The organism is Pseudomonas sp. B19125 (assembly GCF_044218855.1).
Taxonomy (GTDB): domain Bacteria; phylum Pseudomonadota; class Gammaproteobacteria; order Pseudomonadales; family Pseudomonadaceae; genus Aquipseudomonas; species Aquipseudomonas edaphica.
Genome location: NZ_CP162589.1, coordinates 239,722 through 253,041 on the forward strand (window position 1 = coordinate 239,722; position 13,320 = coordinate 253,041).

The 13,320-nt window shown below is 63.5% G+C and carries 11 protein-coding genes; 4 read left to right on the forward strand and 7 right to left on the reverse strand.

Annotated features, from left to right (window positions below):
• Positions 1 to 148 precede the first annotated feature (148 nt).
• Together AB4P96_RS01050 and AB4P96_RS01055 are read left to right on the forward strand one after the other, a co-directional pair.
• A complete protein-coding gene (locus tag AB4P96_RS01050; RefSeq protein ID WP_017136604.1) occupies positions 149 to 739 on the forward strand; it encodes a phage tail protein in 591 nt (196 codons plus the stop codon).
• A 49-nt stretch (positions 740 to 788) separates the two neighbouring features.
• Complete coding sequence (locus AB4P96_RS01055; RefSeq protein ID WP_017136605.1) at positions 789 to 1,097, forward strand: hypothetical protein; 309 nt, start codon at positions 789 to 791, stop codon at positions 1,095 to 1,097.
• On the opposite strand, the gene AB4P96_RS01060 is transcribed toward AB4P96_RS01055, so the two are convergent.
• The 4 genes from AB4P96_RS01060 to AB4P96_RS01075 are packed head-to-tail and all read right to left on the reverse strand — an operon-like array spanning position 1,073 to position 5,789.
• The gene (locus AB4P96_RS01060) at positions 1,073 to 1,588 is read right to left on the reverse strand and encodes a GNAT family N-acetyltransferase (RefSeq protein ID WP_169988644.1); all 516 of its coding nucleotides are present in this window, start codon (positions 1,586 to 1,588) and stop codon (positions 1,073 to 1,075) included. The two genes, AB4P96_RS01055 and AB4P96_RS01060, sit on opposite strands and share 25 nt — an antisense overlap.
• A 15-nt stretch (positions 1,589 to 1,603) precedes the next feature.
• The gene (locus AB4P96_RS01065) at positions 1,604 to 3,700 is read right to left on the reverse strand and encodes an HlyD family efflux transporter periplasmic adaptor subunit (RefSeq protein ID WP_176991655.1); all 2,097 of its coding nucleotides are present in this window, start codon (positions 3,698 to 3,700) and stop codon (positions 1,604 to 1,606) included.
• A complete protein-coding gene (locus AB4P96_RS01070; RefSeq protein WP_395600433.1) occupies positions 3,700 to 5,019 on the reverse strand; it encodes an efflux RND transporter periplasmic adaptor subunit in 1,320 nt (439 codons plus the stop codon). The genes AB4P96_RS01065 and AB4P96_RS01070 overlap by 1 nt, the downstream gene beginning before the upstream one ends.
• A complete protein-coding gene (locus AB4P96_RS01075; protein WP_026013662.1) occupies positions 5,016 to 5,789 on the reverse strand; it encodes an efflux RND transporter periplasmic adaptor subunit in 774 nt (257 codons plus the stop codon). Before AB4P96_RS01075 ends, AB4P96_RS01070 begins: the two co-directional genes overlap by 4 nt.
• Positions 5,790 to 5,953: 164 nt before the next feature.
• On the opposite strand from AB4P96_RS01075, the gene AB4P96_RS01080 reads away from it, so the two are divergent.
• Both AB4P96_RS01080 and AB4P96_RS01085 read left to right on the forward strand, forming a co-directional pair.
• Positions 5,954 to 8,110 carry an outer membrane assembly lipoprotein YfiO gene (locus tag AB4P96_RS01080; RefSeq protein ID WP_395600434.1) on the forward strand — a complete coding sequence of 719 codons (2,157 nt, stop codon included), beginning with the start codon at positions 5,954 to 5,956 and terminating at the stop codon, positions 8,108 to 8,110.
• Positions 8,107 to 8,811: a DUF3142 domain-containing protein gene (locus AB4P96_RS01085; RefSeq protein ID WP_099549584.1), complete on the forward strand. Its 705-nt coding sequence runs from the start codon at positions 8,107 to 8,109 to the stop codon at positions 8,809 to 8,811. Before AB4P96_RS01080 ends, AB4P96_RS01085 begins: the two co-directional genes overlap by 4 nt.
• A 116-nt stretch (positions 8,812 to 8,927) precedes the next feature.
• Here AB4P96_RS01085 and AB4P96_RS01090 read toward each other — a convergent pair whose 3' ends face one another.
• From AB4P96_RS01090 to AB4P96_RS01100, 3 genes are read right to left on the reverse strand one after another with little or no spacing between them, the layout of a single operon-like run.
• On the reverse strand, positions 8,928 to 10,379 hold the full coding sequence (locus AB4P96_RS01090) for an efflux transporter outer membrane subunit (RefSeq protein ID WP_099549585.1): 1,452 nt from the start codon (positions 10,377 to 10,379) through the stop codon (positions 8,928 to 8,930).
• Positions 10,376 to 11,434 carry an HlyD family secretion protein gene (locus tag AB4P96_RS01095; protein ID WP_395600435.1) on the reverse strand — a complete coding sequence of 353 codons (1,059 nt, stop codon included), beginning with the start codon at positions 11,432 to 11,434 and terminating at the stop codon, positions 10,376 to 10,378. The genes AB4P96_RS01090 and AB4P96_RS01095 overlap by 4 nt, the downstream gene beginning before the upstream one ends.
• 15 nt (positions 11,435 to 11,449) lie before the next feature.
• Positions 11,450 to 12,985: an MFS transporter gene (locus AB4P96_RS01100; protein ID WP_017136614.1), complete on the reverse strand. Its 1,536-nt coding sequence runs from the start codon at positions 12,983 to 12,985 to the stop codon at positions 11,450 to 11,452.
• Between the last annotated feature and the right edge of the window lie 335 nt (positions 12,986 to 13,320).

The following is a 13,320-nucleotide window of genomic DNA, read 5'->3' on the forward strand; positions in this document are numbered from 1 at the left end:
AACAAGCGCCACTCTAGGACAAAAGCCCCGGTTTCGCTCGCTGTTTTGCAACCGTCGGGCGGCGCGCAAAACCTGCGACTACGCTGTGCGATGACACCAGATCGATTGGCGTCACACACCGTAAAGCCACTACAAGGATGAACGATCCATGGAAGTATTCATCGGCACTATCCAACCCTTTGCGTTTGACTTCGCGCCCAGAGACTGGGCCTTGTGCGCCGGCCAAACCCTGCCCCTCAACCAATACCAGGCACTGTTCTCGTTGCTCGGCACGATTTACGGCGGCAATGGCGTGCAAAACTTCATGCTGCCGAACCTGCAAGGCCGCATGCCGATTGGTCAAGGCAACGGCGCGGGCCTGACGCCGCGCGTCATCGGCGAGTTCTCCGGTACCGAATCCGTGACCGCCACCCTGATTAACCTCCCGGCCCACACCCACGCCACCACACCGTTCAATGCCACCACTTCAGTACAACTGGCCATTACCGCCAGCAACCCAGTGACGACGCCCAGCGCCACCAACGCCTTTATCGGCGCTTCCGGCGGTGGGCCGGGCAGTGCTTCGATCTATTCAGACCAGCAAGGCGCCACCCCGGTCGCACTGCAGGGCGTAAGCACCGCCGTGACAGGCGGCGCGATCAGCCCCGCCGGCCAAGGCCAGCCCATGGCAACCATGAACCCCTACCTGGCGATCAACTTCAGCATTGCCTTAAACGGGATCTTTCCGTCTCGCGGTTAACCTTTGGCCGGGGCTCCTGCGTCCCGGCACTTCTGACGCGGAGCCTGTTATGTTGAACCTGGTCACTCCGGAACATTTCCGGCCATTGCTCAATCGCACCAGTGTGCTGTACTTGCCGGATGGTTCGGCGCTGCCGATTCAGGTCCAAAGCCTGACCGATGCGCCCAAAGCCAGCCTGCCGGGCAGCCCGCGCGGAGCCTTCAGGGTGTTGCTCGAAAGCCTTGCGCCTACCACGTTTGTCGACGGTTTATGCCGCTTGCCACTGGAGGGCACCTGCCTGGAGCAGGTGTTTGTGTCCCGCGAACCAGCCATGGGCCGCGACGGCCAGCGTGGTTACTTCTGCATCGTGTTCAACTGAGACGGATACCACACCAACCGCTGCGCGGCGGGCGTGGCTTCCTCCACCCGAAACCCCAGCGCCAGGTAATGCTGGCGCGCATGGGGGTTGCTCGCCCAGACCACCGTCGTCACCGGGCACACCACTTGGGTGGCAGCCTGTTGCACGCCTTGCAGCACTGCACGGCCGAAGCCTTGGCCACGGGCCGCGGGGATAAAGGCCAGGTACAACACGCGGATTTCATTGGGACCAAAATCGGCACTCAACGCGCCGATAGGAGTGCCGAGTTTTTCGACCACGTAATGCAGGGCGCCAGGAAATTGTTCGTCCATGCCCTTCTCCTGTACGTGAAATTGCTGGGCAATCACTTCGTTCACCAGCGCCTGCTCGCCGTCGATCCACTGCAAATCCGCCCGCGCCGAGCGGTAGAGGCTGTGTAAAAACGGCCCGTCACTGCTGCGTGACGGGCGCACCTCCAAGCCCTGGGCCAAGGCACCATCCTTGTTCAACATTGCGCTGCACTCCTGTCAGAAACCGCTTTCCCTCACACCCAACGCCGCGGCGCGCCGCCAGGCTACACCCAGCACTGACTCGCTGCGTCCTTGCAACACCACCATGCCGCGCAACGGCTGATGCGGCGTGTCGATAGGCTGCAGGCTTTGCAATCGCGCACCGTACTGAGCCTGCACCGGCTCCGGGCGCTGGTTTTCATCGCGGCGCACGGCAATCGGCCCGTGGTGGTCGGACGCCAGTGCCTCCTGGTCCAGGTAGGCCACGCCATTGACGTCAATATCGGTCAACTCCACCGCGATCGCCGCATGCATCGGGTCATCAGCGATAAACCGCCCGGTCGCCCCCGGCGCCACCCGCCACAACTCGGCTTCGGCGAGGTAACCGCGCAGCCGTGCGCCGTCTTCCACCACTTGCGCCAATGGGTCTTTAGGCGACAACCAACGGCCCACGCTTAATTGCGGCAGCAGGTCGCGCACGGTGCCGGCATGTGGCGCGCGTAACAGCAGGCGTTCGCGCTGGGCAGCCAAACCCCGGTATTCGGCCAGCGCCTGGGACAGGCGCTGATCGTTGATCCCGGCATCCGCTGCGGTTTCGCTGCGCCCGGCCTGGCGGCGCATCTGCAACTGCAGGATGTCGACTTCGCGGCGCACGATGCTTTGCCGCGCGTCCAGGTCCGGTGACTCCAATTCGATCAACACCTGGCCCTGGCTTACCACCTGCCCGTCCACCACCGACAAGGCCTTGACCCGCGCGGCCACCGGCGCATGCAAGGCACTCGAGCGCCCCGCTTCGAGCATGGCCGGCAACTCCACAGCGCTGCGCCACGGCAGCACCAGCGCCAGCACGATCAACAGCAAAGCCAAGCCGCTGAGCAACACGCGTGGCGCGTGAGCCTGGCTGCGGCGACTCCACCATTCGCGCCATTCCTTGAAGATCGGCAGGAAGATAAACCACACCAACTCCACCAGCATCAGGAAGATCCCGAGCAGCTTGAAGAACAGGTGATACACCGCCAGCGCAATTCCCAAAAACAGCGCCGCGCGCCACAGCCAGGCCAGGTAACCCCAACTCAACAGCCGCCGCTGCATCTTCGGCGACCAAGGCTCCGGCGCCGGTTCGCCGTAGCCGAACAGCCACTCACGCAGACGCCAACGGCACAGCGCAAAGGCACGGCCTTGCAGGTTGTCGACGCCCCACAAGTCACTGATCAAAAAGTAACCATCAAAGCGCATAAAGGGGTTGAGGTTGATCGCCAAGGTGGTCAGCCAGGTCGCGCTGGCCAGCATGAACGCCGCCGTGCGCGCCGGCCCGTCGGGCAGCAGCGACCAGGCCAGCAAGGCGATGCAGGCCAGCAGCAACTCGGCCATCACCCCGCCGGCGCCGATCATCAAGCGCGAGCGGCGGTCGTTGACCCGCCAGGCATCGCTCACGTCGGTGTAGAACATCGGCAGCAACACCATGAACGCCACGCCCATGCTTTGCACTCGGCAACCGGCGCGCTTGGCCATGAAGGCATGGCCGAATTCATGGCACAGTTTGGCAAAGAACAGCGCCACGCCGAACGCCAAGGCACCGCCGAGGCTGAACAGGTGCGGGAAGGTCGCCAGGAAGCGCTGCCAGTCACGCGCCACCAGAAACACGCCCAGGCCGAGGATGATCGGCAAGCCATAGCGCAACAAACCCGGCCCGAAACGCGCGAGCCACGGCCACGCTCGGTTGAGAAACGCGTCCGGGCGCCACAGCGGAATGCGAAAAAACAGGTACTGGTGCAGCGCTATCTGCCACAGGCTTTGCTTGCGGGCGGCGGCCTTGTAGAGGTAACTGTCGCGCTGCTGCGGGTCGAGGGCGGCGATCAGGTCGTGGGCGCGAAGGAAACTCAGCAGCTCCTCCAATTCACTGCCACCCAACGGCAAGCCCGGCTCACGGTTGGCCGCTTGCAGGACGCGTTCCGGGTCGCCCAGGGACCAGTGGCGCAGCAAGCGAATGGCGGTGGCGCCGAGTTTGAAATAGCGCCCGCGCACGGGGTCGGCCAAGGTCCAGCGCGGCGAGCCGTCCAGGGCCGCGCCGGCGCTGGACAGTTGCAGGTCTTCACGCAGTTTGGGCAGGCTCATCAGAGGCCCACGCTCTGGCGCAGGCCCGCCAGCGGCCGGCGTAACAGGTACAGCGCCAGTGGCGCGCGGTCGCCATAGATCTTAGCCGTACCACGCAGGCCGATACGCGGCGGGGCTTCATCGAACTGCGCATCCAGGCGATAAGCCAACTGGCCGCCCGGCGAGGGCTGCGCTTCGTAGGCCGCCCGCTGCAGAGTCGCCAGGTGGCGTTGCAACGGGTCACTGTCGAGGAACAGCGCGACCTGCGCATTCGGCTCCAGGGCAATCGCATCGCCCACCGCCAATTCGATGCGCAACTCGGCTTGGGCCGGGTCTGCAATCTGCAGCAGGCGCTCGCCGGTCTGCACGGGTTTGCCGGTCCAGCGCTCGGCGTCGGCAAACACGGCGATGCCGTCGCGCTCGGCGCGTACTTCGCTGCGTTTGAGCAGTTCGCGGGCGTAATCACGTTCGGCGCGTTTTTGCTCGACCCGGGCCGCCAGCAGGTTAATGCGCGAGTTGGATTCAGCATCGGCAAAGGCACGTTGGGAATTGGCCTTGAGCTCGGCTTCGGCCACGCCCAAGGCGCGCGCCGCCACATCCGCCTGGGCGGTGAGCGTGGTGCTTTCAAAACGCAGCAGCAGGTCGCCGGTCTTCACCGTTTGGTTGGGCTTGACCAGAAACTCGGCGATCACCCCATCCAACGGCGCCGCCACCACTTGCCCGGCCAGTGGCACTACTTCAGCCGGCGCCAATACTGATTGGCGCACTGGAATCAGCAGCATCAGCAGCAACCCGATCACCACCAGCACTTGACGCTTGCGGGTCAGGCGCAACCGCCACGGCTGACGCGGTTGCAGCGCGTGCCAGGCGTGGCTATAGGTGTCGCCCAACTGCGCCAGCAAGACTTGCTCAGCCGGGCTCCACGGTGTATCACGCGCCAGCCACAGGCCGCCAAACACCCGGCCCTGCGGGTCGATCAACGGCAACCAGAACACATGCCCGGCGGACAGGCTTTGCCAATCGGCCTGTATCGCGCCGCTCAACTGTTCAGCCGGGACCATGCGTGCCGTCTGGCCCAGCGCCTGCTTGTGCAACTGCGCCACCGCTTGCTCGACGAACGCCACGAATGGCGCGTTCGGGTCGACGCTGCTCACCGCCGTCACCGCCTGCACTTTGCCAGCAATCAACAGCGCCGCATGCCGATAGCCAAACAGTGGCTGGCCGTCATTGACCAGGCTGTAGGCCAGTTGCTCGGTGGTGCGCGCCGCGCGGGTCTGGCGCTCCAGCTCCAGAAACTGCGCGAACACCCGCTCGAGGTGCCCCGGTATCGGTGCGTTCATTGCAATTGCGCAAAGTGAGCGGTGCCGCTCATGCCAGCCATCAAGCCAGATGCATTGGGCAAGGTGGCGACCAGCAACAGGGTTTGGCTACCCTCGTCAATGCGCGCGCCGAGGCGTTTAACCGTGGCACTGAACGCTTGGCCGGTTTCGTCAGGGGTGAAGTCGAAGGTCTGGCCGGGCTTGAGTTTACCCATCCAGCGCGACGGCACCAGCAGGTGAATTTCGAGGCTATGGTTGTCGACGATTTCCAGCAGTGGCGCCCCGGCCGACACGCTTTCATAACGCTGGACCTTGCGCTGCACCACTTGGCCATCAAACGGCGCCAGCACGCTGCAGCGCTTGACCTGCACTTGGTACACCTGCGACTGGGCCTGGGTTTCGGTGAGCTTGGCTTCGGCGCGAGCCACTTCAAAGCGCCCCACCGAATTAAGCGCCGCCAGTTGTTTGTTGTGAGCCAATTCCTCACCGGCCCCTCGGCTGGCGGCCTGGGCAGCATTCAACTGGGCCTGATAGGCGGAGCAATCGAAACGCGCCAGAGTCTCGCCCTTTTTGAACGACTCGCCTTCGCTGAACGGCAACTCGACGATTCGCCCGGACAACTCGCTGGCCAGCATCGCCTGGTCGCGAGCCCGTAACACACCGCGTGCTTCACTGCCGTTGCCGGCGGTTGCCGCCGGTGGGTGATCCAACAGCGGATCGTCCGCCGCCGCCAGTTGCGCCACGCCCATCAGACACGATATCCCTAACACCCAGCTCCGCAACTGCACCATACGTTTACAACTCCCTGATGATGCCGGGCAGTCTAGGGCAGCAAGATCAAATTGCCACTACCCCACAGCCGACAAATCTGAATTTATTGTAGGGGGCCGCCGACGTATTTGCAGGCGTGCGTTATTATTGCGTCCTTCAAAGGACTCAGGATCAAGGACACGTCATGCGCATCGGTTTTCTGTCACCACTGACCCTGGCATTGCTCGCCAGCCTTTCCTTCCAGGCCCAGGCCAGCGGCGATGACTCGTGCTACCCCGACTGGCGGGTCTCACGCGACAGCCTTGAAGGCTGCAGCAACCTGCCCTTCCTGAGCCCGGGCAATGACAGCCGGGTCAACCTGCGCCTGTTGCTGGCGGATAAACAGGTGGCACCGCTGACGCCCAACGCATTGGGCGAGACGGACCTTGAAGAGGGCTTCGGCACGGTGCCGTTCCCGGTGTACCGCCTGACCCCGGTAGCCGACGCCGCCGATGAAAAAACCGACGTGGCACCTACGCCCAGCAAACTCGATGAGCTGCTTGCGCCGTTGGGCATTCAGCGTGAAGGCGACAAGGCGGCGGGTGACGCCTTCCTGACCGGCGAAGGCAGCCGTTGCCGCAGCAATGATGAAAGCAGTGCCACGGCGTTTATCAGCCAAGTGGTTAAAGCCGACGTGCCCGACGCGGAGCGCCAGCTGTTGGCCAAGGGCCGTGTACAGATGCTCGGCGCCTGTACCTGGGACGGTGCCAGCCTGGGTAACCCGGAGCAGATCCAGTCCACCGCAGGCCGCGAGCTGCGCACTTACCTGCAAGCCGCCGGTGACTTCTACAGTGGCCGTTTCGCTGATGCGCAGCGCGGTTTTGTTGCCGCCGCCGCCGGCAGCCTGCCGTGGGTCAAAGAAGCGGCGTTCTACATGATCGCCCGCACCGAGTTGAACCAGGCCCAGGAAAACGCCTTCGACGAATACGGCATGCCGCAATTGGAGCATGTGGATAAATCGGTGCTGGCGAATGCCGACACCAGCTTCAACCTGTACCTGAAAACTTATCCACAGGGCGAATACGCTGTCTCTGCCCAGGGCCTGCTGCGCCGGGTGCATTGGCTGGCGGGCGATACCGACAAGCTGGCCAACGACCTGGCCGCGCAGTTGAGCGCCAAACAGCGCAATGTGTCGCTGGACGACCTGGTGCAGGAAGCCGACAACAAGCTGCTCAGTGCCACCCAAAAAACTTCGGCCAACCCACTGATGCTGGCCGTCAACGACTTGATGTGGATGCGCGCCGGCAACCCGCCGCAGCTGAGCCGCGCGGCCCTGGACGCGCAAAAGCCGGTGTTTGCCCAGGAGCCGGCGCTGTACGACTACGTGCAAGCGGCGTTTGCCTTGTACGTCGAACATCAGCCCGATAACACTTTGAAGTTGCTGCCTCAGGACGTGCCCGCCAGCCTCGACTACTTCGCCTTCAGCCAGCAAACCCTGCGCGGCCTTGCCCTGGAAGCCAAGAAGGATTGGCAAGGCGCGCAAGCGCTGTGGCTGAAGCTGCTGCCCCTGGCCAAGCAACCCTTGCAGCGCGACCAGTTGGAACTGGCGCTGGCGATGAATTACGAGCGCAATGACCAACTGGCTAGCGTGTTCGCCAGCGATTCGCCGATCAGCGCCAAGCAGGTGCGCTACATCTTGCTGCGCAACATCGCAGGCCAGGAACTGCTACGCCAACAGATCACCCAGGCCAGCGACCCGGTGGAACGTGCCACCGCCCAGTTTGTGTTGCTGTACAAAGACCTGATGCGCGGCCAGTACGCCACCTTCGCCGACGACCTCAAGCAACTGCCGGCATCGGCGCCCGCCGACAAGCTCGGCACCAGCCTGGGTTATGTCTATGGCGATGGCCGCTCGCTGCAGTTGTTCCAGTGGAACGGTGATAAGGCGGAGTCCGGCTACGCCTGCCCGAGCATTGCGCAAATCGCCAGCACCCTGCAGGCCGATGGGAAAAACCCCAAGGGCTTGAACTGCCTGGGTGAGTTCATCCTGCGCAATAACCTCGATGGCATGCCACTGGACCAAGTGCGCGCCGCCGGCAGCCTGGGCAGCACCGCCTCGCTGTTCAAGGGCGAGACCTTCTCGCGGCTCGACGGTTACCGCCAGGTCATCGCCAACCCCAAGGCGCCACACAACGACAAGGCCTACGCGTTGTTCCGTGCGATCAACTGCTATGCGCGGGCCGGCTATAACGGCTGCGGCGGTGTAGACGTGGATAAATCCGTGCGTAAAGGCTGGTTCCGCCAGCTCAAAACCGGGTTTGCCGACACCGAGTGGGCGCAGTCGCTGAAGTACTACTGGTGAAACACCTGTGGCTAGGCTTGCTGCTCCTGGCAAGCCCGGCCTTTGCCGGCGTTGACGCCCGCGACTACGATGCCTTCTGGCTGTGGAGCGGGGTCACGCCGCAGCCGGTGCTCAAACAGGCGAAAACCCTGTACATCCTCCAGGGCCAGATCAACTCCACGCGCCGTGCGCCGCAATTGGGTGTGCAGTTTATCGCCCAAGGCATCAGCGTACCGCGCATCACCCAAGGCGAAGTCTGGGTGGTGTACCGCGCCCACACCCTGCACTGGCCCGAGCGCGTCTACACCCAACTGCTCGGCCAGGTGCAACGCTGGCGCGACGCGGGCAACCCGGTGGTCGGCATCCAGATCGATTTCGACGCCCGCACCCAGTACCTGCACGAATACACAGGCTTCCTGCGCGACCTGCGCCAACGCCTGCCTGCTGACCTGCGGCTGAGCATTACCGGCCTGATGGACTGGAGCAGCAACGCCGACCCGCACGCCATCGCCCAGCTCAAAGGCGTGGTGGATGAAGTGGTGGTCCAGACCTACCAAGGGCGCCACAGCATCCCGGATTACGCAGCGTATTTGCCACGCATGAACCGGCTGGGGCTGCCGTTCAAGGTGGGGCTGATTCAGGGTGGCGTATGGGAAGAGCCGGGGTATTTGAAGGGGAGTGAATGGTTTAGAGGGTATGTGGTGTTTTTGCAGAACCCTTAAATCACACAATATTCCATGTGGGAGCGGGCTTGCCCGCGATGAGGGTGCGTCAGTCAACATAACGTTGGCTGAACTACCGCTATCGCGGGCAAGCCCGCTCCCACAGTGGGTTATGTTCAGCCTGCGGGAATGGAGGCTGTCGCGGGGTAGACCGACTCCCAGCCACCGCCCAACGCCTTGTACAGCCCCACCATCGCCAGCGACACGCCGGTGGAGCTTTCTACCCACTGCTCCTGCGTGGCCAGCAGCGCGCTTTGCACGGTGAGCACGTTGACGAAATCCACCACGCCTTCGACGTACTGCTGTTGTGCGGTGCTCAACGCGATCTGGTTCTGGCGCACCGCTTCAGCGAGGCTGTCGCGGCGCAGTTGGCTGGCGTTGTAGCGGGTCAGTTGGTCATCGATCTCATGCCAGGCACGCAGTACGGTTTGCTGGTACGCCAGCGCCGCTTCCTGTTGCTGGGCTTCACGCAAATTCAACATGCCTTGCAGGCGCCCGCCATTGAACAGCGGCAGGCTGAACTGCGGGCCGAAGGCAAACGCGCGCGAGCCCCAGGAGCCGAAATCCGAGAGTTGCAGGGCCTGGGAGCCCAGGCTGCCGGACAAGGTGATACGCGGGTAAAAATCACCTTTTGCCACGCCGATACTGGCGGTGGCCGCATGCAGGCGCGCTTGCGCCTGGCGAATATCGGGCCGGCGTTCGGCCAGCTCCGAGGGCAAGCCGATGGCGACCTGGCGCGGGGTTTGCGGCACGGCGGCGTCCTTGGACAATTGCGCATGCAGCGCTTGCGGCGGCTCGCCCATCAGCAGGCTCAGGGCATTGATCAGTTGATCCTGACGCTGCTGCAAGTCGGGCAAACGCGCTTCGATGGCGGCGACCTGGGCGGCAGCTTCGGCCACATCCAGGTCGGTGGCCACGCCGTCGGCCAGGCGCAGTTGCGAGAGTTTGAGGCTGTGGCGAGCGACCTCGAGGTTTTGCTCGGTGACAGCGCGCGTATTCTGCACGCCGCGCAGCTGGATGTAGTCCTGGGCGGTTTCGGCGAGTACCGACAACAACACGGCGCGGCGGTCGTCTTCGGCGACTTGCAGGGTGGCGTCGGCGGCTTCGGTTTCGCGTTTGACGCGGCCCCAGAAGTCCAGCTCCCAGGCGGCGGAGAAGCCCATGTCCCATTGGTTGTAAGCAGATTGACCGTTGTTTTTGGACGGGTCGCTCAAGCCTTTGCCGCTGTTGCGCTGGCGCACGTAATCCCCGCTGGCGTTGACGTTGGGATAACGCTCGGCTGTGGTCACCTGACGCATGGCGCGGCTTTGTTGCAGACGGCTGCTGGCCAGTTTCAGGTCGAGGTTATCAGTGAGCGCACGACGCGTGAGGGCCGAGAGCTCTGCATCGTGAAACACGTCCCACCAACGCTCCTGCAAAGGGTCGGTCACCGCGTGGCTGGCCGCCTGACGGCCCTGGGGTTCGCGCCATTGGGTGACTTGCTGGCCTTGGGGCCGCTGGAAATCCGGGCCGACCGTGCAGGCGTTCAGGCTGATCAGGCTCAAGGTGAGCCAGGCAAATCGCTTCATTGCTGGGCCACCTCACGCGACTGCGCGACGGGCCGGGTGTCGACTGTGGCTTGCACCGACATGCCCACGCGCAGGCGTTCAATATGGGGCTGGTTCGGCTCCAGGATGATCTTCACCGGAATGCGCTGTACCACCTTGGTGAAGTTGCCGGTGGCGTTGTCCGGCCTGACCGACGCAAAGGTCACGCCGGTGGCAGGCGCCAGGCTCTCCAGATGGCCCTTGAGCAACTCGCCGTCGAGGCTGTCGACGCTGAGTTCTACGGCTTGGCCGGCATGCATATGCGACAGTTGCGTCTCCTGGTAATTGGCCACCACATAGGCCTGGGCCAACGGCACGACCGCGAGGATCTTGCTGCCCGGCGTCACATAGGCGCCGACCCGCACGGCACGTTCACCGACCATGCCGTCCACTGGCGCGACAATGCGCGTGTAGGACAGCTGATAACTGGCCATTTCCAACGCTGCCTGGGCGCGTTTTAGCCCACCTTCCGCTGCGTCTCGCTGGGCGGTGAGGATTTCCACTTGCTTGCGTTCGGCCGCCAGTACGGCCGTGGCCTTGGCCAGGTTTGCGGTTGCCTGGTTGATGCGCGTCTTGGCTTGCTGGGCGTTCTGCACGGTGCCTGCGCCCACGCCGGCGAGGTGGTTGTAGCGGTTCAGTTCGTGCTCGGCGAACGCCACTTCGGCACGGTCGGCCGCGACGGTGGCCTGAGCCTGGGCGATCACCGAGCTTTGGCGCTCCAGGGTCGCAGTGGCGTTCTTCAGCTGGGCCTGGGCGACCAAGGTGTCGGCGTCGGCGGCCTGGGCGGCAGCACGAAAATCGCGGTCGTCGATCAACGCCAGCAATTGGCCGGCCTTGACCCGCTGGTTGTCTTCCACCAGCACTTCCTTGATAAAACCGGCCACGCGCGGCGCCACCAGCGTGAAGTCGGCGGCGACGAAGGCGTCGTTGGTGGTCTGGCGCTTGTTGCCCAGCACGCCCGGCGCAACCAGATAAACCAGGACGCCGACGGCAAACACAGCGATAACGGAGACGGCAATTTTGTCTTTGCGTTTCATGAGAAGTCCTTGAGGCTAGGTCGGTGCGCGAGGCGGAAAGATCCGCGTGGGCATCCAGAAAATCAGCAGGATTAACGCCACCGCGACACCGGCCATGACGTAATAGAGGTCCGAAGAAGTCAGCACCACGGCCTGCTGGTGCAGGCGCTGGGCAAGGCCCGGCGCGTCGCCGTCGGCCAGGGGCGAGTTGCCCAGGTGGTCCACCAGCATGGTCGAATGGAAGTGCTCACGCTGGGTGGTCAGCGTGTCCAGCACGGCCGTGGCGATGACCGCAGCGAGGCCTTTGACGGTGTTGAACCAGGCCGAGGCGAACGGCCCGTCCATCGGCTGGATGCTGCCGGTAGAGAGCATCAGCAACGGCAATACGGCCATGGGTTGCCCGAAAATCTGCAGCAGGTACCAGCCATAAAAATCGTCGCGTATCCACGCCGAGGTGAGGTGCGAGCTGCCGATGCAGCACAGCACCAGCATGCTCAAGCCAATGCCCAGCACCCAGCGGCAGTCGACCCAACGCAGGTTGCACAGCGCCGCCACCAGCGGCAGCGCAATCAATTGCGGCAACGCCATCAACAGCATCACCGGCGCGGTTTGCAGTGGCCGGTAACCCTGCACCTGGGCGAGAAAACTCGAGGGAATGATGATCACCGAGGTCAGTACCATCAGCACGCCCGCCAGTACGATCAGGGCGAACGCCAGGTTGCGCAGGCCGAGCATCTGCAACTTGAAAAACGGCACGGGGTGCGACCATTCATTGAGCATGAACAGCACCAGCAACACGCCGCCGCCGATCAGCAGAAAGGTGATCAGGCCGGACTCGAACCAGTCCAGGCGATTACCCTGCAACAGGCCGATCACCAGCATGCAGATCGCCGGAAAACCCAGCAGCAGGCCGCGCCAGTTGAACTGCTTGAAGCGCTCCAGGCGCAGCGGGTCTTGCGGCAAGCCGTAAGCCACCGCGGCCATCGCCAGCAGGCACGGCCCGACGATTTGCCAGAACGCCCATTGCCAGCCGACGTATTCGGTCCACAACGCCGCCAGCGGCGTGCCCAGGCTCGGGCCGAAGGTGGCGGTGAGTGCGTAACCGGCCAGGCCGTAGAGCTTGACGTGGGCCGGCAGGAAACGCAGCGCCACCGTCATCAGCATCGGCGGCAATGCGCCGCCGGCCAGGCCTTGCACGGTTCGCAGCACCAGCAGGCTTTCGTAGTTCGGCGCAAACGGGCACAGGATGCCCAGCAAGGTAAACAGGCCGATGGCGCACAGGGTGAAGCGGCGCAGCGAAAACGTCACCGAACACCACGGCGCAAAGGCCATGGCCGCCACGGAGGTGGCCGTGTAGGCCGCAACCAGCCAGGTGCCTTCGTCAAAACCAATGAACAGTGCACCGCGAATATCGGCGAGGGCTACCTTGGTGACCATCTCGTTGAGACCAGAGACCAGCACCGCCAACAACACACCGACCAGGCCGATGATGATGCGCGGGCCGAACACAGGTGGGCTCAGGGCGGTAGGTTTGGCTGCAGCCTGGAGAGCGGGGGCAGCGAGGGATGTCATGAACGCGCAACTCGGAATTAGAAATACCCGAGCAGTTTAATGGGGCGCATACATGACAAAAAAGTTACTTATTGGAAGCTTATAAGTGCGCCAGACGCAATCCTAATGGGGTTAGGGGCAACTGCCCTGTGGTGGCGAGCAGGCTTGCCCTGCGTTGGGCTGCGAAGCAGCCCCAGTAAAGGCACTGCAGTTTTTCCTGAAACTACTCAGCGTCTGGGTTTGGGGCCGCTTCGCAGCCCAACGCAGGCGGTGCGACGATTCGACAAGCCTGCTCGCCACAAGGGTAATTGGCTGCCTTTAAAAGTTGTGTAAGCGGTGGGTCAGGCAATGAATCC

What these genes read in the sequence shown, in the direction of transcription:
- AB4P96_RS01060 (WP_169988644.1), bottom strand. Translation starts at nt 1,588, where the DNA reads ATGTTGAACAAGGATGGTGCCTTGGCCCAGGGCTTGGAGGTGCGCCCG.
- AB4P96_RS01065 (WP_176991655.1), bottom strand. Translation starts at nt 3,700, where the DNA reads ATGAGCCTGCCCAAACTGCGTGAAGACCTGCAACTGTCCAGCGCCGGC.
- AB4P96_RS01100 (WP_017136614.1), bottom strand. Translation starts at nt 12,985, where the DNA reads ATGACATCCCTCGCTGCCCCCGCTCTCCAGGCTGCAGCCAAACCTACC.
- AB4P96_RS01090 (WP_099549585.1), bottom strand. Translation starts at nt 10,379, where the DNA reads ATGAAGCGATTTGCCTGGCTCACCTTGAGCCTGATCAGCCTGAACGCC.
- AB4P96_RS01055 (WP_017136605.1), top strand. Translation starts at nt 789, where the DNA reads ATGTTGAACCTGGTCACTCCGGAACATTTCCGGCCATTGCTCAATCGC.
- AB4P96_RS01050 (WP_017136604.1), top strand. Translation starts at nt 149, where the DNA reads ATGGAAGTATTCATCGGCACTATCCAACCCTTTGCGTTTGACTTCGCG.
- AB4P96_RS01070 (WP_395600433.1), bottom strand. Translation starts at nt 5,019, where the DNA reads ATGAACGCACCGATACCGGGGCACCTCGAGCGGGTGTTCGCGCAGTTT.
- AB4P96_RS01080 (WP_395600434.1), top strand. Translation starts at nt 5,954, where the DNA reads ATGCGCATCGGTTTTCTGTCACCACTGACCCTGGCATTGCTCGCCAGC.
- AB4P96_RS01075 (WP_026013662.1), bottom strand. Translation starts at nt 5,789, where the DNA reads ATGGTGCAGTTGCGGAGCTGGGTGTTAGGGATATCGTGTCTGATGGGC.
- AB4P96_RS01095 (WP_395600435.1), bottom strand. Translation starts at nt 11,434, where the DNA reads ATGAAACGCAAAGACAAAATTGCCGTCTCCGTTATCGCTGTGTTTGCC.